Below are 21,335 nucleotides of genomic sequence, written 5' to 3' on the forward strand. Positions count from 1 at the left end.
CGTTCAACAACCCGATTCTGTTAGTTCATCTAATGCCGAGCGACTTGTGCGTCTGCACGCTAAGGCGCCATTGCGGGTGCTTCAGGCAATAGGCGATCGCCCGCTCGGTATTCTCGATCACGTCGGGGCCGTCCATCGGCTGCAGCGAGAAGCGCTCGAAGGCGAGGCCGGCGAAATCCTCCGGTGCGTTCTCCATTTGCGGATAGACCAGTTTGAGCTCGTGCCCCTTGCGGATCACGAGCTCGGCCGCGGCCTTGGGACTGACGCAGATCCAGTCGAGCCCGTCGGGCGGGACGATGGTGCCGTTGGTCTCGATCGCGATCGCAAAGCCGTGGCCGTGCAGGGCATCGATCAAGGCCGCGTCGACCTGCAGCAGCGGCTCACCGCCGGTCAGGACCACGTAGCGGTCGGCCTCGCCTCCCGTCCACTGCGCGGCAATGGTGCCGGCCAGCTCTTCGGCGGTCGCATAGCGGCCGCCCAGCGTGCCGTCGGTGCCGACGAAATCGGTGTCGCAGAACTTGCAGACCGCGCCGGCGCGGTCCTGCTCGCGGCCGCTCCAGAGGTTGCAGCCGGCGAAGCGGCAGAACACGGAGGCGCGGCCCGCATGGGCGCCTTCGCCCTGCAGGGTGAGAAAGATCTCCTTGACCGCGTAGCTCACCAAAAATCCCTTAAGTTGCCGAACCGGCAATTCCTGTACCGGTTTGCCGCAGCGCCTCGCCGACGGCCATGGCCGCTGTGACGGCCACATTGAGCGAACGCATGGTCGGCCGGATCGGAATCACCAGCCGCGCATCCGCAGCGGCCACCACCGCGTCGGTCACCCCTGCCGTCTCGCGCCCGAACAGCAGGACATCGGAGGCCGTATACGCGAAATCAAGATAGGATTTCGCCGCCTTAGTCGTGAACAGCACCAGCCGGCATCCGGTCTCGGCCCGCCATTCCTCGAATTTCGACCATGAGTCGTGACGCTTCAACCGCACATGGTCGAGATAGTCCATACCCGCCCGGCGGAAATTCCGGTCCGAGGTGTCGAATCCCGCCGGTTCGATGATATGGGCTGCCACGTCCAGGCAAGCGCAGAGGCGCAGAATCGTCCCTGTATTCTGGGGGATGTCGGGCTGGAACAGCGCGATCTGCATAGTGCGGGCGGCCTGTGAAATCCGGATGAAATTGTCTCAATAAAACATCGCTCGGCGCGGATTTCGTGCATTGCACGTGTGCGAGCCGATAGCGGGCTTGCGCTCGTCCGGCAAGGGTGCCAATAGAACGATTCTGGACTGCTGTTCCGCCATTTGGGGTGGGGAATAGCGGTTTTCTGCCGCCGCGGGGGCCGCGGGCGCCGGCAGCCTTTCTTGGGGCGCGTCCTGCGTCTCCAGGGCGGTTCCACCGGCTGCAGAAAAGAAAGGGCTAGGAATCGTGACGACAGCGTCTTCGGCGGACCATCCGACACGCCGTGATTTTCTCTTTGTTGCAACCGGAGCTGCCGCCGCGGTCGGCGCAGCCGCCACCGTCTGGCCGCTGGTTGCGCAGATGAACCCGGATGCCGCGACGATCGCGGCCGGCGCGCCGATCGAGGTCGATCTGACGCCGATCGCCGAGGGCCAGGACATCAAGGTCTTCTGGCGCGGCAAGCCGATCTACATCAGCCATCGCACCAAGAAGCAGATCCAGGAGGCCCAGAGCGTGGCGCTCTCGAGCCTGCCCGATCCGCAGCCCGACTCGGCCCGCGTCAAGGCCGGCCACGACCAGTGGCTGGTTGTGATCGGCATCTGCACCCATCTCGGCTGCATCCCGATCGCCCATGAAGGCAATTACGACGGCTTCTTCTGCCCCTGCCACGGCTCGCAGTACGACTCCTCCGGTCGTATCCGCCAGGGGCCGGCGCCCGCCAACCTGGCGGTGCCGCCTTACGCCTTCCTTTCCGACACCAAAATCCAGATCGGCTAAGTCCCGGCCCCTCCGGGATTTCAGCTTCCACTTGGACCCATCGCGTCGTTTTTCTTCTTCAGGATCGCATCAATGAGCGGACCATCTGATTTCCAACCGAGCAACCCCGCCTTGAAGTGGATCGAACGGCGCCTTCCGATCTTCGGCCTGATCCACTCCTCGTTCGTGGCCTATCCGACGCCGCGCAACCTGAACTACTGGTGGACCTTCGGCGCCATCCTTTCGATGATGCTGGCGCTGCAGATCCTGACCGGCGTGATCCTGGCGATGCACTACACGCCGCACGCCGACCTCGCCTTCAAGTCGGTCGAACTGATCGTCCGCGACGTCAATTACGGCTGGCTGCTGCGCAACATGCATGCCTGCGGCGCGTCGATGTTCTTCTTCGCCGTCTACATCCATATGTTCCGCGGCCTCTATTACGGGTCGTACAAGGAGCCGCGCGAGGTGCTGTGGATCCTCGGCGTCATCATCTACCTCCTGATGATGGCGACGGGCTTCATGGGATACGTGCTGCCATGGGGCCAGATGAGCTTCTGGGGCGCCACCGTCATCACCAATCTGTTCTCGGCCGTGCCCTATTTCGGCGAGAGCATCGTGACCCTGCTGTGGGGCGGCTATTCGGTCGGCAACCCGACGCTGAACCGCTTCTTCTCGCTGCACTATCTGCTCCCGTTCGTGATCGCCGGCGTGGTCGTGCTGCACGTCTGGGCGCTGCACGTCGCGGGTCAGAACAACCCGGCCGGCGTCGAGGCCAAGACCGAGAAGGACACCGTTGCGTTCACGCCGTATGCGACGATCAAGGACATGTTCGGCGTGTCCTGCTTCCTGATCTTCTTCGCCTGGTTCATCTTCTACATGCCGAACTATCTCGGCGACGCCGACAACTACATCCCGGCGAACCCGGGCGTGACGCCGGCGCACATCGTGCCTGAATGGTACTACCTGCCATTCTACGCGATCCTGCGTTCGATCCCGAACAAGCTCGCCGGCGTCGTGGCGATGTTCTCGGCGATCATCATCCTGTGCTTCCTGCCCTGGCTCGACAGCGCACGGACCCGTTCGTCGAAGTATCGCCCGCTGGCCAAGCAGTTCTTCTGGATCTTCGTGGTGGTCTGCATCCTGCTCGGTTACCTCGGCTCGCAGCCGCCGGAAGGCATCTATGTGATCGCCGGCCGCATCCTGACGGTCTGCTACTTCGCCTACTTCCTGATTGTGCTGCCGCTGCTCGCCCGCATCGAGACGCCGCGCCCGGTGCCGAACTCGATCGCCGACGACGTGCTGGCGAAGAGCAAGGGCAGGGCCGCGACCGCGGCCTCTGTGATGCTCGCGATGGTCGTGGCCGGCAGCCTGCTCGTCGGCGGCACCCAGAACGCCAAGGCCGAGGAGGGTGGCAACGCGCCGCCGGCCCAGAAGTGGTCGTTCTCCGGTCCTTTCGGCACCTATGACCGTGGCTCGCTGCAGCGCGGCTTGAAGGTCTACAAGGAAGTCTGTGCGGCCTGTCACGGCCTGTCCTATGTCGCGTTCCGCAACCTCGCCGATCCCGGCGGTCCCGGCTATTCGCCGGCGCAGGCGGCGGCCTTCGCGTCCGAGTACAAGATCAAGGACGGTCCGAACGACCAGGGCGAGATGTTCGAGCGTCCGGGCCGCCCGGCGGATTACTTCCCGTCGCCGTTCCCGAACGAGCAGGCCGCGCGCGCGGCCAATGGCGGCGCGGCGCCGCCCGACCTCTCGCTGATCACCAAGGCGCGGTCCTACAAGCGCGGCTTCCCGCAGTTCGCGATCGACTTCTTCACCCAGTACCAGGAGCAGGGACCCGACTACGTCGACGCCATCCTGCAGGGCTTCGAGGACAAGGCTCCGGCGGGCGTCACGATCCCGGAGGGCTCGTACTACAACAAGTACTTCCCCGGCCACGCCATCAAGATGCCGAAGCCGCTGTCCGATGGTCAGGTGACCTTCGACGACGGTTCGCCGGCGACGGTCAAGCAGTACGCGCATGACGTCACCACGTTCCTGATGTGGGCGGCCGAGCCGCACATGGAGGAGCGCAAGCGGATCGGCATGCAGGTGTTCTTCTTCCTGGTCGTCTTCGCCTTCCTGATGTACTTCACCAAGCGCAAGGTCTGGGCCAACGCCCACTGATCTCGGGTACGGTATAGCGAGTTTGAGAAAGCCCCCTTCGGGGGCTTTTTTGTTTGCAATCTCTCCGTCATTCCGGGGTGACGGGGTAGCATCGAACCCGGAATGACAGTGTCGTCAATTGCGTCGGCCGCCGAGTGCGGACAAGATGCCGGCCAATCAGCCGGCAAACATTGCGGAGGAACTCATGGGTACCAGCATCAGCTTCAAGCGTCCGGACGGCAAGGATGCGTCGGGCTATCTCGCCAATGCGGCGCGCGGCAACGCACCCGGCGTCGTCGTGATCCAGGAATGGTGGGGCCTGTCGGACCAGATCAAGGGCCTGTGCGACCGCTTCGCGGTGGCTGGCTTCGATGCGCTGGCGCCCGATCTCTACAAGGGCAAGGTGGTGCCGTATCACGACACCGATGCCGCGGGCAAAGAGATGAACTCGCTCGACTTCATGGACGCCACCACGCAGACGGTGCGCGGCGCCGCGCAGTATCTCGCCAAGAACGGCGCCAAGGTCGGCCTGACCGGCTTCTGTCTCGGCGGCGCGGTGACCATCATCGGCTCGGTGCATGTGCCGGAACTAACTGCGGGCGTGGTGTTCTACGGCATTCCGCCGGAGCAGGCGGCCAAGCCCGCCGACGTCAGGATTCCGCTGCAGGCGCATTTCGCCAACAAGGACGATTGGTGCACGCCGGAGCTCGTCAGCAATTTCGAGAAGGCGATGAAGGCCGCCGGCAAGTCGCTCGAGCTGTTCCGCTACGACGCCGAGCACGCCTTCGTCAACGAGCAGCGCCAGTCGGTGCACGACCGCGAGGCCGCCGAACTCGCCTGGGGCCGCGCCACGGACTTCTTCAAGAAGCACCTGGGGTAAGGCGATTGCCAAAACCACCGGCGTCGTCCCGGCGAAGGCCGGGACCCATACGCCGTGGCTTTTGCAATGGGCACGCTGGCAGTCATCTCGCCAAATAACTAGGCCCTGTGGTTATGGGTCCCTGCTCCCGTGCGCAATTGCGCACTAGGCAGGGACGACGGCGAGATCTAACTCTCCGCCTTCACCCCGTCCCACCACGGGCAGGTGCCCGACATCAGCTTGAAATTACCTTCCATCACCTGCACCGGTGCGCGCTTGCCCTCGGCGGCGGCGCGCATCCGCATCTCGCGCGCGACGGCGCGGTCCTCCGGCGACAGCCAGACCCGCTCGTGGCCCCACAGGCTCGGGCCGTCATGCATCTCGAACGGTGTCCAGTTCGCCGGATCGATCTCGCGGCCGCCCCAGCCGCACTCGACCATGAAGGCGGACGGCGACCTCGCGTAGAACGACGTCATCAGGTCGTTGGTGTGACGGCCGAGCGTGACGTTGACGCGATCTTCCTGCTGGGCGACGTCGTAGGCTTGGCCGACATCGTCGAGCGAGAACAGCTCGACCATCAGATGATGCATGCCGTTCGTGCCGGTCTCGATCAGCGCCAGCGAGTGATGGCGGGCATTGACATGGAAGAAATAGGCGCGGAACGGTTTTTCGATGTAGTCGCTTAAGCCGAAACCGAGCACGTCGACATAGAAGCTCATCACCGGGGCGATGTGCTCGACGGTCAGCACCGCGTGGCCGAGGCCGAGCGGCCCGGTGCGGAAGCCGGAGATCGAGCGCCCCGGCCTGAACGGCGTGTCGTCGATCTCGGCGCCATGAAACGCCTCGAGGCGGTTGCCGCCGGGATCCCGAAACGAGATCAGGCCGCGCACCCGCCTGCTATCTGCGAGCGCCAGCGGCTCTGATGTCACGGTGACGCCGGCGCGCTCCAGCCGTGCCGCCAGCGCATCGAGGGCCGCACTGTCAGCTACCTCCCAGCCGAAGAACCGGGTGCCTTCGCCCTGCGCGCGGTCGATCACGATGCGTTGCTTGCGGTCGTCCATCCGGAACGCGAGCAGCGAATTGCCGCGTTCGACCGCCTGCAGCCCGACGAGGCCAGTGCCGAACCGCCTCCAGTCGTCGAGCGCGTCGGAGCCGAAGCCGGCATATCCGAGACCCAAAATCGCCATCTGCGCCTCCGCCATCTGTCTGTTTTTTGGGCGGCCGACCAGCCGCCATTTCAGCAAATCCTACGCGGATTCCTGCCCCTTCAAACCCGAAAATGCCGCCCGAAAGGGCGTCCAGGATTGGGGCAGGGGTGCCGGGCCATCTCTTGACACGGCCCGCGCCGGGTGGTGAGTAACGGGCATGAGCACCGTTGCCTGCCCATCCCGTCGTTGGTGGCCCACCTTCTCATAGGTGGCCGGTGCGTTTTCTTTTTTCACAAACGTCGAAGGTCGCCATCGCAGTGCGACCGATGGTTAGTTTATTTGCCCTTCGTTTGTCCTGTGTGGCGCTCTCTCGGCAAGTCTCGTAAGAGGATCACATGAACAGGACAGTCTTCTCCCTGCCGGCTCGAAGCGAATATCTGACCAATGGCGGCCTTGCGGTCGCGCGCGTGGTCGAGCAGTTCACCGGCGGCGCCAACCGTCTCGACGATTTGATCGCGCTGCTGGACCGCCGCCGCGGCGTGGTGCTGTCCTCGGGCACGACGGTACCGGGCCGCTACGAGAGCTTTGACCTCGGCTTTGCCGATCCGCCGCTGGCGCTGGAGACGTCGGGCACCAACTTCTCGTTGCAGGCGCTGAACCCGCGCGGCGAGGTCCTGATCGCCTTCCTCGGCGACGTGCTGCGCGAGCCCTGCGTCGTGATCTCGGAGCGGACCCCAACGCGGCTCGCCGGCCATATCATCCGCGGCGCCGCGCCGGTCGAGGAAGACCAGCGCACGCGTCGCGCCAGCGTGATGTCGCTGGTGCGCGACATGGTGGCGGCGTTCACCTCCAATGCCGATCCGCTGCTCGGCCTGTTCGGCGCCTTCGCCTACGACCTCGTGTTCCAGATCGAGGACCTCGTGCGGAAGCGCGCCCGCGAGGCCGACCAGCGCGACATCGTGCTCTACGTGCCGGACCGTCTCTTGGCCTATGACCGCGCCACTGGCCGCGGCGTGGCGCTCAATTACGAGTTCGCGTGGAAGGGCAAATCCACCGCCGGCCTGCCGCAGGAGACCGCTCCGAGCCTCTACGCCAGGAACGGCCGGCAAGGCTTTGCCGATCACGCGCCCGGCGAATATCAGGCGACTGTCGAGGTCGCGCGCGCGGCGTTTGCCCGCGGCGACCTGTTCGAGGCGGTGCCCGGGCAGCTGTTCGCCGAGCCCTGCGAGCGCTCGCCGGCTGAAGTGTTCCAGCGGCTCTGCCGCATCAATCCGTCACCCTATGGTGCGCTGATGAATCTCGGCGACGGTGAATTCCTGGTCTCCGCGTCGCCGGAGATGTTCGTGCGCTCCGACGGCCGCCGGGTCGAGACCTGCCCGATCTCGGGCACCATCGCGCGCGGCTCGGACTCGATTGGCGATGCCGAGCAGATCCGCAAGCTCCTGAACTCGGAGAAGGACGAGTTCGAGCTCAACATGTGCACCGACGTCGATCGCAACGACAAGGCGCGCGTCTGCGTGCCCGGCACCATCAAGGTGCTGGCGCGGCGTCAGATCGAAACCTACTCGAAGCTGTTCCACACCGTCGATCACGTCGAGGGCATGCTGCGGCCGGGCTTCGATTCGCTCGACGCCTTCCTGACCCACGCCTGGGCGGTGACGGTGACCGGCGCGCCGAAACTGTGGGCGATGCAGTTCGTCGAGGATCACGAGCGGTCGCCGCGGCGCTGGTATGCCGGCGCGATCGGCTGCGTGAATTTCGACGGCAGCATCAACACCGGGCTCACCATCCGCACCATCCGTATGAAGGATGGACTTGCCGAGGTGCGCGTCGGCGCGACCTGCCTGTTCGATTCAGATCCCGCCGCCGAGGATCGTGAGTGCCAGGTCAAGGCGGCGGCGCTGTTCCAGGCGCTGCGCGGCGATCCGCCGAAGCCGCTGTCGGATTTCGCGCCCGACGCCACCGGCTCCGGCAAGAACGTGCTCTTGATCGATCACGACGACAGCTTCGTGCACATGCTGGCCGATTACTTCCGCCAGGTCGGCGCCACCGTCACCGTGGTCAGGCACGTCCATGCCCAGGACATGCTCAAGAAGAAGGGCTGGGACCTCCTGGTGCTGTCGCCCGGGCCGGGTCGGCCGGAGGATTTCGGCATCGCGAAAACCATCGACACCGCGCTCGAGAAGCAGCTGCCGATCTTCGGCGTCTGCCTCGGCGTGCAGGCGATCGGCGAGTATTTCGGCGGCCAGCTCGGCCAGCTCGGCCAGCCCGCACACGGCCGTCCCTCGCGCGTCCAGGTGCGCGGCGGCCGGCTGATGCGGAACCTCCCCAATGAGATCGTGATCGGCCGCTACCACTCGCTCTATGTCGAGCGCGACAGCGTGCCCGAGGTGCTGGCGGTGACCGCGACCACCGAAGACGGCGTCGCGATGGTGATCGAGCACAAGACCCTGCCGGTCGGCGGCGTGCAATTCCACCCGGAATCGCTGATGTCGCTCGGCAACGAGGTCGGCCTGCGCATTGTCGAGAATGCATTCCGGCTTAATGTGAGTAGCAAGTGAAGGCTAAGTTTAACCATCGTCATTCCGGGATGGTGCGTTAGCACCAGACCCGGAATCTCGAGATTCCAGGTTCGATGCTTCGCATCGCCCCGGAATGACCCTCAGAGCGAGACCAATGACCTTCGACCACGACATCAAGGCGACTGTTCGCACCATCCCGGACTACCCGAAGAAGGGCATCCTGTTTCGCGACATCACGACGCTGCTGGCGGATGCGAGGGCCTTCCGCCGCGCGGTCGACGAGCTGGTGCATCCCTGGGCGGGGGCGAAGGTCGACAAGGTCGCGGGCATCGAGGCCCGCGGCTTCATCCTCGGCGGCGCGGTGGCGCATCAGCTCTCCGCCGGCTTCGTGCCGATCCGCAAGAAGGGCAAGCTGCCGCACACCACGGTGCGGATTGCCTATTCGCTTGAATACGGCATCGACGAGATGGAGATGCATGCCGACGCCGTGCAGCCGGGCGAGCGCGTGATCCTGGTCGACGATCTGATCGCGACCGGCGGCACCGCGGAGGGCGCGGTGAAGCTGCTGCGCCAGATCGGCGCCAATGTGGTCGCCGCCTGCTTCATCGTCGACCTGCCCGACCTCGGCGGCGCGGCCAAGCTGCGCGCGATGGACGTTCCGGTGCGCACGCTGATGGCGTTCGAGGGGCATTGATCTCTTAGCCTCGCCCCGCGTGCGGGGAGAGGCCGGATCGCATCGAAGATGCGATCCGGGTGAGGGGACTCTCCGCGCACTCCAATCTCGGTCGAATTTGCGGAACCAGCCCCTCACCCCGACCCTCTCCCCGCAAGAGCGGGGCGAGGGAGCAGAGTCATCCCCGCTGCAGCAGCATGCTCAATTCGAGATCGCGGAACGTCGTGTAATTCCGCCGGATCCATTGATGCAGCTCGGTCGATGAATCCCTTTCCTGGCGCAGATAGCCGGTGAAGGAGAAGTTCAGCCGGTCGATATAGGTCTTCAGGAACACCGGCAGCGCGCGGAAGCGCAGCACCCGGCTGGCGGTCATGACCGGCGGCAGCTCGCCGCGCACCACGAATTCGTTGTCGATGACGATCAGCGCGTTCGGCGGGATCGTGCCGAGCAGCGTCTGGTAGCCACGCACCGAGGCGCGGTCGGTATCGGCGACGTACAGGATGACCGGCGCGACGCGACGGCGCAGCGCCTCCTTCATCAGCCCGATCTCGTCGCACATTTTGAAGAATTCGTCGAAGGCGTGGTAGCCGAGGTCGATCACCTTGCCGATGCCATCATTGACGATGACGCGGTCCATCAGCTGCATCTTGCCGTAGGTGTCGATCACGTCCGCGGTTTCGGTGATCCGCGGCAGGTAGTCGAGCAGCGACGGCTCCTTCAGATTGATGTCGTAGCAGACCACGTCGCCGTTCTTGAGCAGCAGGAATTCGCCGAGCAGCCGCGCGATCAGCGTCTTGCCGACCTGCGGGCGGGGCGAGCAGATGATGTAAACGGGCGTGGACGACATCGCCCGCTATATCAGGCCAAATTTTCGCCTAATCCAGCCCCATCAAGGTCGAAGGTCCGACTATTTTTCGCCTTTGGCCGACTTGGCGCCGACGAGATCGGTCAGCTTGATCCGGTCGTACTCGCTCCAGACATTGGCGAGCCAGTGCCGGACATAGCCGCGCAGCACGAAGGAGTAGTTGGCGGCGTCGTCGTTGATGCCCTTGTTGGCGACGAATTTCAGGAACGGAACCGAGGAGACCTCGACCTGCTCATAGGCCATTTCGTTGAGCTTCGGGATGGTCAGGTCCACGGCATCCTTGATGCGGTGGAAGTAGGAATTGTAGGTCGCCTGGTCCCACTGGAAGAACTGGGTGTCGTTGATGAAGTTCTTCACCAGGAAATATTTCGCGCCGCTCATGAAGTTGGCGGTTTCGGCGATCTCGTCCAGCGAAGCGATCGACGGGCCGAGGATATGGAACACGGCGAAGGTGATCTGGCCGGAACGCGCCGCGTCGAGGAAGCCGATATCGCGCAGCGAGGCCAGCGCGGGCGACAACAGGCCGGCGCGGACGTCGATCACGGTAACCGAGGGCCCCGAGTTCAGCGTGTCGAAGATCTTCATCTGGTCCGCGGTCGTCGTCATGTCGACGATCTCGGTGATGTCAGGATGGAAGCGCTTCAGCGTGCCGCGCGGCGATTCGGTGTCGAACGCCCGGGTCTGCACGTTATTGGCACTGAAATAGTCCAGGAGCGTCCGCGAGACGGTGGTCTTGCCGACCCCGCCCTTGTCGGCGCCCACCACGATCACAACCGGCTTTGCCATGGAAGTCCCTTAAAGCGCGCTCCCGATCGCGATGGCGATCGGCAAGTCCCCACACTGCTTTGGGCGCGAACATGGCAGAAACGAGGGAGAATTCAATTCCTTAAGGCGGCCACGATGGGTTTGGTGGGAATTTCCTTAATGGACTGAGTAGGCTAGGGCGCGATTAGCGGTGTCGTCCCCAAGGGCCCTGGAGAGGACCCAATGGTCCCTGCGTGGGGTTGTTGCCCGGCAGCGCCGGCGGATTGCTCTTCTGTGTCGGCGGCACATCGCCCCATGGGCCGTGGGTCGCCGGCGGGGGCTGGTCGCCCGCCGCGGACGGCTCATCCTGCGGCCCCGTCTCGTCCGGCAGCGCCAGCAGTCCGGGATCGTGGCCGCCGGCGTATTTCACCAGGGCATCGACCCGTGACTTGACCGAGGGATGGGTGGCGAACAGGTCGGCAAACCCCTCGCGCGGATTGTCGACGCAGAGTTCCATCACCGCCGAGGTGGCGTCCGGCAGCTCACCGCGGTTCTCGATCTTGCGCAGCGCCGAGATCATCGCGTCGGGGTTCTTGGTCAGCTCGACCGATCCGGCATCGGCGAGGAATTCGCGCGAGCGCGACAGCGCGAGCTTGACCACCTGCGACAGCAGCCAGGCCAGCACGATCAGCGCGACCGCGATGATGATCACGATGATCGCCCCGCCGCCCGAGCCCTTGCTGTCGCGGTCCGAGGAGGATGACGAGGAGCGAGAGGATGAAGACGACCAGCCGCCTCCGCCGCCGCTCGAGTTCCACGACAGGTTCGTGAACAGGCGGAAGAACAGCTCGCCGAAGAAGCCGACCACGCCGGCGATGATCACCGCGATCACCATCAGCTGCACGTCGCCGTTCTTGATATGGGTGAGCTCGTGGCCGAGCACGGCCTCGATCTCCTGATCGTTCAGCGCCTTCAACAGGCCGGTGGTGACGGTGATGGCGTATTGGCTCCGGTTCAGTCCGGTCGCGAAGGCATTCAGCGCCGGGCTGTCCATCACCTTCAGCTTCGGCATCGGGATGCCGCGCGAGATGCAGAGATTTTCCAGGAGATTGTAGAGCCGCGGCTCTTGCTGCCGCGTCACGCTCTCGCCGCCGGTGACGGCATCGATCATCTTCTGGTGGAAGAAATAGGCGATCACGATCCAGGTCGCTGCCGCGATCGTCGCCCACGGGAAGGCCGAGACCAGGTCGCGCGAGGCCCGCGTCAGGTAGTAGTCGACGGTGCGGCCGCTATCGATCATCACCTCCGCGACCAGCGCGCCGGCATAGACCAGCACGTAGATCAGCAGGAACAGGCCGGCAAGTAGCAGCATCGAACGAAACTTGTTCGATGCGATATGCGTGTAGAGACCATAGGCGGCCATGGTGCGCGTCCGCTCTCACCGTCATTCCGGGGCGCGCGGCACGCGCGAACCCCAATGCGCAATTGCGCTTTGTGGAATCTCGAGATTAGTGAGTGAGATGAGATTCCGGGTTCGATGCGTTGCATCGCCCCGGAATGACCGAAGGGGCGTCATCTCGAAGGAAGTAATCAGAACTTCACGCTCGGCGCCGCCTCGACCTCCGTGCGGCTGGCGCCGAGGTCGAAGAAATCCTTGCGGGTGAAGCCGAACATGCCGGCGAACAGCGCGGCCGGCATCTGCTGGATGCCGGTGTTGTATTCCTGGACCGCGTTGTTGAAGAAGCGGCGGCTGGCGGCGATCTTGTTCTCGAGATCGGAGAGCTCGGAGGCGAGCTGCTGGAAATTGGCGTTGGCCTTGAGGTCCGGATAGGCCTCCGACAGCGCGATCAGCCGGCCGAGCGCGCCGGAGAGCTGGTTTTCCGCCGCCGAGACCTGGGCCGGGCCCTGCGCCGACATCGCCGAATTGCGCGCCTTGATGACGTCGTCGAGCGTGCCGCGCTCATGTGCGGCATAACCCTTCACCGTCTCGACCAGGTTCGGGATCAGGTCGTGACGCTGCTTGAGCTGCACGTCGATGTCGGCAAAGGCCTGTCCGACCCGCTGGCTGAGCGCCACGAGGCGGTTGTAGGCGCCGAATGCAAACAGCACGAGAAGCACGATGACGCCGATAACGATCCAGCTGGTCGACATGACGGGGCAGCTCCTGATGGACGAGACGGCGGCACCGTAGCCCAAGATCGGGGCGCAGGGCAGCCCGCCGCGGAAAGGTGGGCAAGCGTTAGTCGAAGGTTGGCCGACATCGGTTCAACATATTCCGTCGTCCCGGCGAAGGCCGGGACCCATGCGCCGCGGCCCGCGGTAGGGGCACAAGCGGCGACGGCTTCACTCACAACAAACTTCGGTGGTTATGGGTCCCGGCGAAGGCCGGGACGACGAGATACCGCATCGCCCCAGCGCCAGCGCCGGGCGCTTGCGTATTCGGCTCTGGCGCGGCGCGGGATCCGCGCAACCGATACGCCCTCGGGCGTGCACAGTTTCGCCGCGATCTCGACCTTGCCGACGTCCGGCTGCGCCAGCACGCGCGATGGCCTGTTCTCAACGCGCGCGCGGCTCAGCGCGACATAGGCGAAGCGCTCGTCCTCGAACGGGACGTCGGCGCCCTTGAGCTGCTTGTGCGCGCGGGAGCGCTGCAGGCGCTGCGAGAAGTGGCACCAATCGGGCGCGACCAGCGGACAGCCGCCGTCATGCGGGCAGGGGGCCACGACATGCGCGCCGGCAGCGATCAATCGCGCGCGGAGTGCGATGATCCGCGCGTAGCCGGCGGGCGTACCGGGCTCGACGACCAGTAGCGTATCGCTGGTCTTCGACCACAGCGCATCGGCCAGCGCCCCGCGCTCGGCATCGCCGAGTTCGCCGATCATGTAGCTGGCGACGACGAGGTCGGCGGGCTCGGCCTTGTCGAGCAGGGCGCGCGCCTCGCCGAGTTGATAGCTGGCGTCGTGCAGGCGAATGCTGCCGTGAAACAGCTCCTCGGCGAGCGTCCGCAACGCGCCGTTGGCATCAAGTAGGGTGAAGTCCCGCAGCGACGTGAACGCTTCCGCGGCGGCCCAGGTCACGGTCCCCGGACCGGCACCGACATCGAGCAGGCGCGCCGGCGCGATGTCCGGCCTGATCTCCGTCAGGGCGTTGAGGCTCGCTGCGACGGCGGCATAGGTCGCCGGCATCCGCGCCAGCGCATAGGCCAGCGCATCGGTCTCGGTCCTGATCGTCGAGGAGCCGCCGCCCTCGCGATAGGTCTGCGAGATCACCGCCGCGCGGCCGGCGGCGTCGCTGCGCGACAGGCCTTCGAGCCTGGCGTTGAGGGCTGCGCGCAGTTCGGCGGGGAGATCGGGTGAGGTCATGTGACGGACTATCCCACGTCATTGCGAGCGGAGCGAAGCAATCCATAGCGCCGCGTGCTGAGGCATGGATTGCTTCGTCGCTATCGCTCCTCGCAATGACGATGCGGAGGCGCGGGTATCCAGAAAATGACGTCGACGCGTAGGTGCTACGCCTAAGCCACGTTCTGGTCGAGGATGTCCACCGCGCCCTGCAGGTCGACCGACACCAGCTGCGACACGCCGCGCTCGGCCATGGTGACACCGAACAGCCGGTTCATCCGCGCCATCGTGATCGGATTGTGCGTGATGATGATGAAGCGTGTCTCGGTCGAGCCGGTCATCTCGTTCAGCAGGGTGCAGAACCGTTCGACGTTGTGGTCGTCGAGCGGCGCGTCGACCTCGTCCAGCACGCAGATCGGCGACGGGTTGGTCAGAAACACCGCGAAGATCAGCGCGAGCGCCGTCAGCGCCTGCTCACCGCCCGAGAGCAGCGAGAGCGTCTGCGGCTTCTTGCCGGGCGGCTTGGCGATGATCTCGAGGCCGGCCTCGAGCGGATCGTCGCTCTCGATCAGATGCAGCGCGGCTTCGCCGCCGCCGAACAGCTCGGTGAACAGCCGCTTGAAGTGGTTGTTAACGGTCTCGAACGAGGTCAGCAGGCGCTCGCGCGCCTCGCGGTTGAGGCTCTGGATGCCCTGGCGCAGCCGCTTGATCGCTTCGACCAGATCGTCGCGTTCGGTGGTCAGCGCGGTGTGCTGGGTTTCGACTTCCTTGAGCTCTTCCTCGGCACGCAAATTGACGGCGCCGAGCCGCTCGCGGTCGCGGCGCAGCTTTTCGAGCTCTTCCTCGACCTGCGTGACCGGCGGCAGCTCCTGGCCGGGTTCGATCTCGGCCATGCCGACGACCGCGCTGGGCTCGACCTCGAGCATGTCGTGGATCTCGCGCTCGATGTCGGCGAGGCGGCGGCGGGTGCCTTCCATACGCTCCTCGGCGCGCGCGGTAGCTTCGCGGGATGAGGACAGCGCTTCGAGCGAGGCCTTGGCGAGGCGATCGGTTTCCGCCATCGCGGCTTCCGCGGTCGCCAGCGCGTCGGCGGCGATGCGGCGATCGCCCTCGGCGTGCTCGATCTCCGTGATCAGCGCGCTGCGCTTCTCGGCGAAGACTTCGGGCGCATTGGCGAGCTCCTCGCGCTCGGCCGACACTTCGGCGATGCGCGCCTCGACGGTCTCGACCTGCGAAGCGGCGCTGGTCTTGCGGTTCTGCCACTCGTTGCGCTCGGCAACGATCGCCTGCACGCGGCGGTCGGCGAGCTCGGCCTCGCGGGCCAGCGCCTGCGCCTCGGCGCGGACTTGTGCCGCGGCCCGGCGCTGGTTGTCGATCTCGGCGCGAACCGCGGCGAGCTGGGCCTCGGTCTCGACACCCGGCGGCAGTTCGGCGAGCGCGGCAGCCGCGCTCTCATATGCGGCTTCGGCCTCGGCGCGGTCGGCGGCGACGCGGCTGTGCGCCTCGGTCAGCGCCGATTTGCGTGCGGCGTGGCGGTTGATCTCGCGCTCGGTGGCGGCATGACGTTCGCGCGCGGCGTCGGCCTCGCGGCGGGCGGCGCGGACGGCTTCGCGCGAGGCACCCTCGGCGGCGGACGCCGAGCGCAATTCCTCTTCAGCCGTCTCCAGCGCCTGGCGCTTGGTGGAGGCATCGATGCGGGCCTGTTCCAGCTCGTGCTCGATGTCGACAAGACGGGCGCGCTCGGCAAGACGGCGGGCGGCGCCGGTCGGGGCATGCGCGTCGGCGACGAAGCCGTCCCAGCGCCAGACGTCGCCTTCGAGCGACACCAGCCGCTGGCCGGTCTTCAGCTGCGACACCAGCGCCGCGCCGCGTTCCTTGGCGACGACGCCGATCTGGGCCAGGCGGCGCGCCAGTTCCGGCGGCGCCTGGACATGGTCGGCCAGCCGCTCGACGCCATCCGGCAGCGCCGGATCTTCGCCGGCCACGCCTATATTGGTCCAGCGCATCGGCGCCGAGGAATCCACCGGCGCATCGAGGTCGTCGCCAAGCACGGCGCCGATCGCCTTTTCATAGCCCTTGGCGACGGTGATGCCGTCGATGATCGGCGGCCACAGATTCTTGGTCTCGCTGGTGACGAGCTTGGAGATGGTGCGGGCTTCCGTCTCGAGCCGCTGCACGCGCTTCTCGGCTTCGGTGAGCGGATTGCGCGAGGCTTCCAGCGTCTGCCGCGCGGCGGCGTGATGCGCCTCGCTGGTCTGCACGGCGGCCTCGGACTCGGCAAGGGTCTGCTGCGCCATCTCCATGGCGGCGGCCAGCGCGTCGATGTCGCCGAGATTGCCGGTCTCCTGCGCGAGCCTGGATTCCTCGGCCTGGACGCTGGCGATCTCCTGATCGAGCCGCGCCAAGCGGTCGCGATGCGTGCGCACGCCGGCTTCGAGCTGATTGCGCTTGGCGGTGAGATCGGCGAGCTGCGTGGTCAGCTCGGAGAACTGGCGCTCGGTCGCGGCCAGGATCTCCTCGGCCTCAGCGACGCGCTCGTCGACGCCGGAGCGCTTCTCGACGCGCGACTTGATCTCTTCCTTCAGCTCTGCGTCTTCGGTGTCGAGCCGCTGCAGCGCGATGTCGGCATCGGAGGTCTGCTGCTGCTCGCGCGCGATGTCCTGGGCGAATTGGGTGAGACGGCGATCGAGCTCGCCGACGCGCTCCTTGGCGCGCTGCTCCTCGCGGTCGAGCATCTCGCGCGTGTTGGTCAGGCGCTGCAGGCCGGCGGCGGCGCGCGCTTCGGCATCGCGCAGCGCCGGCAATTCGGCGGCGCGGATCGCCTGGATGCGGGCGGATTCGGCCTGCTCGCGGGTGCGCTCGGCCATCTCGCGCACGGAGATATCATGGGTCTGCGCGGCGTCGTTGACGTCGGCATTGGCCTCGATCCAGCGCAGATGGAACAGCATCGCCTCGGACTTGCGCACCTTGGCCGCGACCTCGCGGTAGCGGATCGCCTGGCGCGCCTGCTTCTTCAGGCCTTCCATCTGACCGGTGAGCTGGCCGATCACGTCCTCGACGCGGGTGAGGTTGGTTTCGGCCGCCTTCAGCCGCAGTTCCGCCTCGTGGCGGCGGGCATGCAGACCCGCAACGCCAGCGGCGTCTTCCAGCACGCGACGGCGCTGCTCGGGCTTGGCCTGGATGATCTCGCCGATCTTGCCCTGGTGGACCAGCGCCGGCGAGCGCGCGCCGGTGGCGGCGTCGGCGAACAGAATCTGCACATCTCTTGCACGGACATCGCGGCCGTTGATGCGGTAGACCGAGCCGGCCTCGCGCTCGATGCGGCGGGAGATTTCCAGGAGCTGGCTGTCGTTCACCGCGGCCGGCGCCGAGCGATCGGAATTGTCGATCGTCATCACGACTTCGGCGTGGTTGCGCGCCGGACGGTTGCCGGAACCGGCGAAGATCACCGCGTCCATGTCGGCGGCGCGCAGCGACTTGTGCGAGGTCTCGCCCATCGCCCAGCGCAGCGCTTCGACGAGATTGGATTTGCCGCAGCCGTTCGGTCCGACGACGCCGGTCAGGCCCGGCTCGATCATGAAATCGGTGGGTTCAACGAACGACTTGAAACCGTGCAGGCGGAGGCGCGTGAGCTTCATGTACACAAATCTCGTTTGGCCGGGCGCGAATCTCCCTGCCGTGACAATACCATGGAAGGCAATGTCGGTGTGTGGGTGAGTTGCTGCGTGCAGCTCTCATGAGCGGCGACAATGGCGATGCGAGCGCGTCAGGGCAACCGCTTGAGCAAGCTTTTCCCAAGGGATTTGCAGGGTTTTATGGCCCTTGCATGTCCTCGATGATTCGCATCGCGCGAATCAGGTTTTCAACAACCAAATGATGCGACGGCTGCGTGCCGTGATCGCAAATCATCCACAATTATCGTGCCTCGACTCGAAAGCGAGCCACGAAGACGTCAGGTTCGCGGGCTCCCGATCAGCTCTTCAGCAGCGGATCGATGTGCTTGCTGAATTCCTCGAACGAGGTCTCGCCCTTTAGCATCTCGCCGTTGACGAAGAAGGTCGGCGTCGAGTTCACCTTCAGCACCTCGTTGGCGTATTTCTGGTCGGCCGCGATCTTGTCGAGCAGCTTCTGATCCTTCAGGCAGTCCTCGACCTGCTGCTGGGTGAGGCCGGCCTGCTTGCCGATCCGGGTCAGTGTCTCGGTGGTGTTCTTCACCACCCAGTCGTTCTGCTGGCGGAACAACAGGTCGATCACGGCAAAATACTTCGGCGCGTCGTCCTTCGCGATGCAGCGCGCCAGCATCGAGCCGGCGGCGGCCTTGATGTCGAGCGGGAATTCGCGGAACACGTAGCGGACCTTGCCGGGGTCGATGTAGGTCGACTTGATCTTCGGGAACACGGTCTCGTTGAAATTGGCGCAGTGCGGGCAGGTCATCGAGGCGTATTCGATGATGGTTACCTTGGCGTCCTGCGGGCCGAGCCCCATGTCCGGCAGCGACTGCGGCTTGGCGACCTCGGCGGCGGTCTGCGCGAACGCGTCGGTGATCAGGCGCAGCGGCGACAGGCCGGCGAGGGCGGCGAGCCCGGTCAGCGAGAGAGCGGTGGTGAAAGCGCGGCGCGTGATGATCAAGGTCAGCTCCCGGATTGGCGCATTCACGCCACAATGAAGGGGTCCCGAAAAGAAGCCTTCGCTAGCTTGAAACGGCCATTGTGGCAATGCCGCGGTCTCGCGGCTGGCCCGCCGAAAAGCGTCAATTTCGCTTGATCGAGGCACCCAAACGGGCCAGCGCCGCGCGCAGATCGTCGTCCTCGACGGCCGCAAGGTTGGCCGCCTCCCGGGCCACGGTTTTGGCGTCCGGCGGGCGCGGCCGTACCGGGCGGCTGCGGCGCGAGAGCGGCGCCTGTCGGATGGTCAGGCGGCCGACCGCATGCCAGCCGAAGAAGCGGTTCACCCGTTCCAGGATGACGTCGGAGGAGTGCTGGATCTCCAGCGCCATCGGCCCTTCGACCCGCAGCACCAGCGTCGCCGGCTCCTGCGGCTGTCCCTCCACCGGCCGCGGCCACTGCATCTTCAGCGGCTCGCAATAGGCCGCGATCCGCTCGCCCGCGATCTCGGTCCAGCGCGTCACCAATTCGCGCGCGGCAAAGCCCTGCTTGGCATAGGCGTCGGTGAAGACATCGCTGAGCAGGATCGACAGGGGCTTGGCGCTGATCGGGCCGGGTCTGGACATGGGAGGGTTATAGCAGTGGTGGTGATGTGGCTGAAACCGTGTTCATCATTGTGGCGGCGTTTTCCGTGCCGGGCGAAGAAAGACGTGGATGCCCGGGTCAAGCGCGGGCATGACATGGCGAGATGTGGCTTAAGATGCGTTCATGAGTTCTCGCGCTGCCGCCAAAATCAAATCGACCGATCAGCAGGCCGACCGCCCGGCGCGTCTGCTCGCCTGGTATGACCGGCATCGCCGGACGCTGCCGTGGCGCGCGGTGGCGGGGGAGCGGGCCGATCCGTATCGCGTCTGGCTGTCGGAGATCATGCTGCAGCAGACCACGGTACGGGCGGTCGGGCCCTATTTCGAGAAATTCGTGTCGCGCTGGCCCGACGTGACCGCGCTTGGGCGTGCCTCGCTCGACGACGTCCTGAGGATGTGGGCCGGGCTCGGCTATTATTCGCGGGCGCGCAATTTGCACGCCTGCGCGGTCGCGGTGATGGGCGACCACGGCGGGGTGTTTCCGGACACCGAGGAGGGCCTGCGCGCGCTGCCCGGCATCGGGCCGTACACCGCGGCCGCGATCGCCGCCATCGCCTTCGACCGCCGCACCATGCCGGTGGACGGCAACATCGAGCGCGTGGTCAGTCGGCTCTACGCCATCGAGGAGGCGCTGCCGCAGGCCAAGCCGCTGATCAAAGAGATGGCGGCGACATTGCTCGGCCCGTCCCGCGCCGGCGACAGTGCTCAGGCGCTGATGGATTTGGGCGCGACGATCTGCACGCCGAAGAAGCCGGCCTGCGCATTGTGTCCGCTGAATGACGACTGCGCGGCGCGCACGCGCGGCGATCAGGAAACGTTCCCGCGCAAGGCACCGAAGAAGAGCGGCATCTTGCGCCGCGGCGCGGCCTTCGTGGTGACGCGCGGCGGCGAGCTTCTGGTGCGCTCGCGCGCGGAGAAAGGCCTGCTCGGCGGCATGACCGAGGTGCCGGGATCGCAATGGCTGGCCGAGCAGGAGGACGCGGCGGGGCTGGCGCAGGCGCCGGACCTGAAGGGCGTCACGCGCTGGCACCGCAAGGCGGGCGTTGTCACCCACGTGTTCACGCACTTCCCGCTGGAGCTCGTCGTCTACACTGCCAGCGTGCCGCCGCGGAGCCGCGCGCCGGATGGCATGCGCTGGGTGCCGGTGGCGACGCTGGACGGCGAGGCGTTTCCGAACGTGATGCGCAAGGTCATCGCGCATGGGCTCGATCTCTGACGATGCGATGAATCACATCATCGGCTCATTTTTTTGAGCATGATTTTTTCGGAAAACCGGTTCCCACTTTTCCGGATCATGCTCTGACCTGCTGACACCATGCTGGCAGCAGGGCTTCGCTATCACCTCCGGAAGCCGGAGGCCGCCATGATCGTAACCGCACTCGACCGCATTCCGATGCCGCCCGTCGCAAAGCTACTGGGTTGGCACGTGGTCGACGCCCGTCCGCAGGAGGGCTGGATCAGGATCGTGTTCGACGGCAAGCCGGAGTTTTGCAATCCGGCCGGCTTTATCCAGGGCGGCATGCTCTCGGCGATGCTCGACGATACGATGGGGCCGGCGGTGTTCGTGATGACCGAGGGCCGGCTCTTCACCACGACCATCACGATGACCGTGAATTTCCTGGCGCCGGCAAAACCCGGGCCGATCACCGGCGAGGCGACGGTGACGCAACTCGGCAAGACCATTGCCTTCGTCGAGGGAAAGCTGAGCGCCGCCGACGGCACACTGCTCGCGACCGCGAGCAGCAGCATCCGCCTGGTGGAGGCGGCGCGCGCGCTGCGATGAAGCCGCGCCTGCATTGGTAAGTCCGTCATGCTGAGGTGCGAGCGGAGCGAGTCTCGAAGCATGCACGGCCACCGGCCGGGC

General features: G+C 65.8%; 18 protein-coding genes. 7 read left to right on the plus strand and 11 right to left on the minus strand.

The annotated features are described in order from the left end of the window. Window positions 1–25 precede the first annotated feature (25 nt). Window positions 26–658, minus strand: a complete 633-nt coding sequence (gene queE, locus J2R76_RS35815) for a 7-carboxy-7-deazaguanine synthase (protein WP_076830475.1) — start codon at window positions 656–658, stop codon at window positions 26–28. 10 nt (window positions 659–668) lie between these two features. After that, window positions 669–1,139 (minus strand): tRNA (cytidine(34)-2'-O)-methyltransferase, encoded by a 471-nt coding sequence (locus tag J2R76_RS35820; RefSeq protein ID WP_076830277.1) that lies wholly within the window; start codon window positions 1,137–1,139, stop codon window positions 669–671. 277 nt (window positions 1,140–1,416) lie between these two features. Between J2R76_RS35820 and petA the strand changes: the two genes are divergently transcribed. From petA to J2R76_RS35835, 3 genes are all read left to right on the plus strand, one after another. Next, window positions 1,417–1,947 carry a ubiquinol-cytochrome c reductase iron-sulfur subunit gene (gene petA / locus J2R76_RS35825; RefSeq protein ID WP_016839713.1) on the plus strand — a complete coding sequence of 177 codons (531 nt, stop codon included), beginning with the start codon at window positions 1,417–1,419 and terminating at the stop codon, window positions 1,945–1,947. A gap of 72 nt (window positions 1,948–2,019) precedes the next feature. Further along, window positions 2,020–4,092 carry a cytochrome c1 gene (locus J2R76_RS35830; RefSeq protein WP_026193258.1) on the plus strand — a complete coding sequence of 691 codons (2,073 nt, stop codon included), beginning with the start codon at window positions 2,020–2,022 and terminating at the stop codon, window positions 4,090–4,092. A gap of 184 nt (window positions 4,093–4,276) precedes the next feature. After that, window positions 4,277–4,951: a dienelactone hydrolase family protein gene (locus J2R76_RS35835; protein WP_057017022.1), complete on the plus strand. Its 675-nt coding sequence runs from the start codon at window positions 4,277–4,279 to the stop codon at window positions 4,949–4,951. A 167-nt stretch (window positions 4,952–5,118) separates the two neighbouring features. Here J2R76_RS35835 and J2R76_RS35840 read toward each other — a convergent pair whose 3' ends face one another. After that, entirely contained in the window at window positions 5,119–6,117 is a 999-nt protein-coding gene (locus J2R76_RS35840; RefSeq protein ID WP_253625571.1) for a VOC family protein, read from the minus strand. A 356-nt stretch (window positions 6,118–6,473) separates the two neighbouring features. On the opposite strand from J2R76_RS35840, the gene J2R76_RS35845 reads away from it, so the two are divergent. Both J2R76_RS35845 and J2R76_RS35850 read left to right on the plus strand, forming a co-directional pair. Further along, window positions 6,474–8,639 (plus strand): anthranilate synthase component I, encoded by a 2,166-nt coding sequence (locus J2R76_RS35845; protein WP_253589312.1) that lies wholly within the window; start codon window positions 6,474–6,476, stop codon window positions 8,637–8,639. Between the two features lie 115 nt (window positions 8,640–8,754). Continuing rightward, the gene (locus J2R76_RS35850; RefSeq protein WP_018273383.1) at window positions 8,755–9,294 is read left to right on the plus strand and encodes an adenine phosphoribosyltransferase; all 540 of its coding nucleotides are present in this window, start codon (window positions 8,755–8,757) and stop codon (window positions 9,292–9,294) included. Between the two features lie 157 nt (window positions 9,295–9,451). Here the strand turns inward: J2R76_RS35850 and J2R76_RS35855 are convergent, their stop codons facing one another. The 8 genes from J2R76_RS35855 to J2R76_RS35890 all read right to left on the minus strand — a co-directional run bounded on the left by J2R76_RS35855 (window position 9,452) and on the right by J2R76_RS35890 (window position 19,453). Further along, window positions 9,452–10,120 carry a hypothetical protein gene (locus J2R76_RS35855; RefSeq protein ID WP_253625572.1) on the minus strand — a complete coding sequence of 223 codons (669 nt, stop codon included), beginning with the start codon at window positions 10,118–10,120 and terminating at the stop codon, window positions 9,452–9,454. A 60-nt stretch (window positions 10,121–10,180) separates the two neighbouring features. Further along, a complete protein-coding gene (locus J2R76_RS35860) occupies window positions 10,181–10,924 on the minus strand; it encodes a hypothetical protein (RefSeq protein WP_016839706.1) in 744 nt (247 codons plus the stop codon). A gap of 163 nt (window positions 10,925–11,087) precedes the next feature. Continuing rightward, window positions 11,088–12,305 (minus strand): M48 family metallopeptidase, encoded by a 1,218-nt coding sequence (locus J2R76_RS35865; protein ID WP_253625573.1) that lies wholly within the window; start codon window positions 12,303–12,305, stop codon window positions 11,088–11,090. Between the two features lie 167 nt (window positions 12,306–12,472). Continuing rightward, window positions 12,473–13,033, minus strand: a complete 561-nt coding sequence (locus tag J2R76_RS35870) for a LemA family protein (protein ID WP_016839704.1) — start codon at window positions 13,031–13,033, stop codon at window positions 12,473–12,475. Window positions 13,034–13,248: 215 nt separating this feature from the next. Beyond that, a complete protein-coding gene (locus tag J2R76_RS35875) occupies window positions 13,249–14,244 on the minus strand; it encodes a small ribosomal subunit Rsm22 family protein (RefSeq protein ID WP_253625574.1) in 996 nt (331 codons plus the stop codon). A 152-nt stretch (window positions 14,245–14,396) separates the two neighbouring features. Then, window positions 14,397–17,861 (minus strand): chromosome segregation protein SMC, encoded by a 3,465-nt coding sequence (gene smc, locus J2R76_RS35880; RefSeq protein ID WP_253625575.1) that lies wholly within the window; start codon window positions 17,859–17,861, stop codon window positions 14,397–14,399. A gap of 334 nt (window positions 17,862–18,195) precedes the next feature. Continuing rightward, window positions 18,196–18,852 (minus strand): DsbA family protein, encoded by a 657-nt coding sequence (locus tag J2R76_RS35885; protein WP_076830481.1) that lies wholly within the window; start codon window positions 18,850–18,852, stop codon window positions 18,196–18,198. 121 nt (window positions 18,853–18,973) lie between these two features. Then, on the minus strand, window positions 18,974–19,453 hold the full coding sequence (locus tag J2R76_RS35890) for a DUF721 domain-containing protein (RefSeq protein WP_028334785.1): 480 nt from the start codon (window positions 19,451–19,453) through the stop codon (window positions 18,974–18,976). A 142-nt stretch (window positions 19,454–19,595) separates the two neighbouring features. On the opposite strand from J2R76_RS35890, the gene mutY reads away from it, so the two are divergent. Beyond that, window positions 19,596–20,687, plus strand: a complete 1,092-nt coding sequence (gene mutY, locus J2R76_RS35895; RefSeq protein ID WP_057016992.1) for an A/G-specific adenine glycosylase — start codon at window positions 19,596–19,598, stop codon at window positions 20,685–20,687. Between the two features lie 147 nt (window positions 20,688–20,834). Next, window positions 20,835–21,254, plus strand: coding sequence for a PaaI family thioesterase (locus J2R76_RS35900; protein ID WP_253625576.1), 420 nt, complete (start codon window positions 20,835–20,837; stop codon window positions 21,252–21,254). Window positions 21,255–21,335: the final 81 nt, after the last annotated feature.

Origin of the sequence: Bradyrhizobium sp. USDA 4532, assembly GCF_024171315.1 — a bacterium.
Lineage (GTDB): Bacteria > Pseudomonadota > Alphaproteobacteria > Rhizobiales > Xanthobacteraceae > Bradyrhizobium > Bradyrhizobium australafricanum.

Excerpts from the sequence above, each read along its gene's own strand:
- J2R76_RS35820 (WP_076830277.1), bottom strand. The coding sequence starts at position 1,139 with ATGCAGATCGCGCTGTTCCAGCCCGACATCCCCCAGAATACAGGGACG.
- J2R76_RS35830 (WP_026193258.1), top strand. The coding sequence starts at position 2,020 with ATGAGCGGACCATCTGATTTCCAACCGAGCAACCCCGCCTTGAAGTGG.
- J2R76_RS35835 (WP_057017022.1), top strand. The coding sequence starts at position 4,277 with ATGGGTACCAGCATCAGCTTCAAGCGTCCGGACGGCAAGGATGCGTCG.
- J2R76_RS35840 (WP_253625571.1), bottom strand. The coding sequence starts at position 6,117 with ATGGCGATTTTGGGTCTCGGATATGCCGGCTTCGGCTCCGACGCGCTC.
- J2R76_RS35845 (WP_253589312.1), top strand. The coding sequence starts at position 6,474 with ATGAACAGGACAGTCTTCTCCCTGCCGGCTCGAAGCGAATATCTGACC.
- J2R76_RS35850 (WP_018273383.1), top strand. The coding sequence starts at position 8,755 with ATGACCTTCGACCACGACATCAAGGCGACTGTTCGCACCATCCCGGAC.
- J2R76_RS35855 (WP_253625572.1), bottom strand. The coding sequence starts at position 10,120 with ATGTCGTCCACGCCCGTTTACATCATCTGCTCGCCCCGCCCGCAGGTC.
- J2R76_RS35860 (WP_016839706.1), bottom strand. The coding sequence starts at position 10,924 with ATGGCAAAGCCGGTTGTGATCGTGGTGGGCGCCGACAAGGGCGGGGTC.
- J2R76_RS35865 (WP_253625573.1), bottom strand. The coding sequence starts at position 12,305 with ATGGCCGCCTATGGTCTCTACACGCATATCGCATCGAACAAGTTTCGT.
- J2R76_RS35870 (WP_016839704.1), bottom strand. The coding sequence starts at position 13,033 with ATGTCGACCAGCTGGATCGTTATCGGCGTCATCGTGCTTCTCGTGCTG.
- J2R76_RS35875 (WP_253625574.1), bottom strand. The coding sequence starts at position 14,244 with ATGACCTCACCCGATCTCCCCGCCGAACTGCGCGCAGCCCTCAACGCC.
- smc (WP_253625575.1), bottom strand. The coding sequence starts at position 17,861 with ATGAAGCTCACGCGCCTCCGCCTGCACGGTTTCAAGTCGTTCGTTGAA.
- J2R76_RS35890 (WP_028334785.1), bottom strand. The coding sequence starts at position 19,453 with ATGTCCAGACCCGGCCCGATCAGCGCCAAGCCCCTGTCGATCCTGCTC.
- mutY (WP_057016992.1), top strand. The coding sequence starts at position 19,596 with ATGAGTTCTCGCGCTGCCGCCAAAATCAAATCGACCGATCAGCAGGCC.
- J2R76_RS35900 (WP_253625576.1), top strand. The coding sequence starts at position 20,835 with ATGATCGTAACCGCACTCGACCGCATTCCGATGCCGCCCGTCGCAAAG.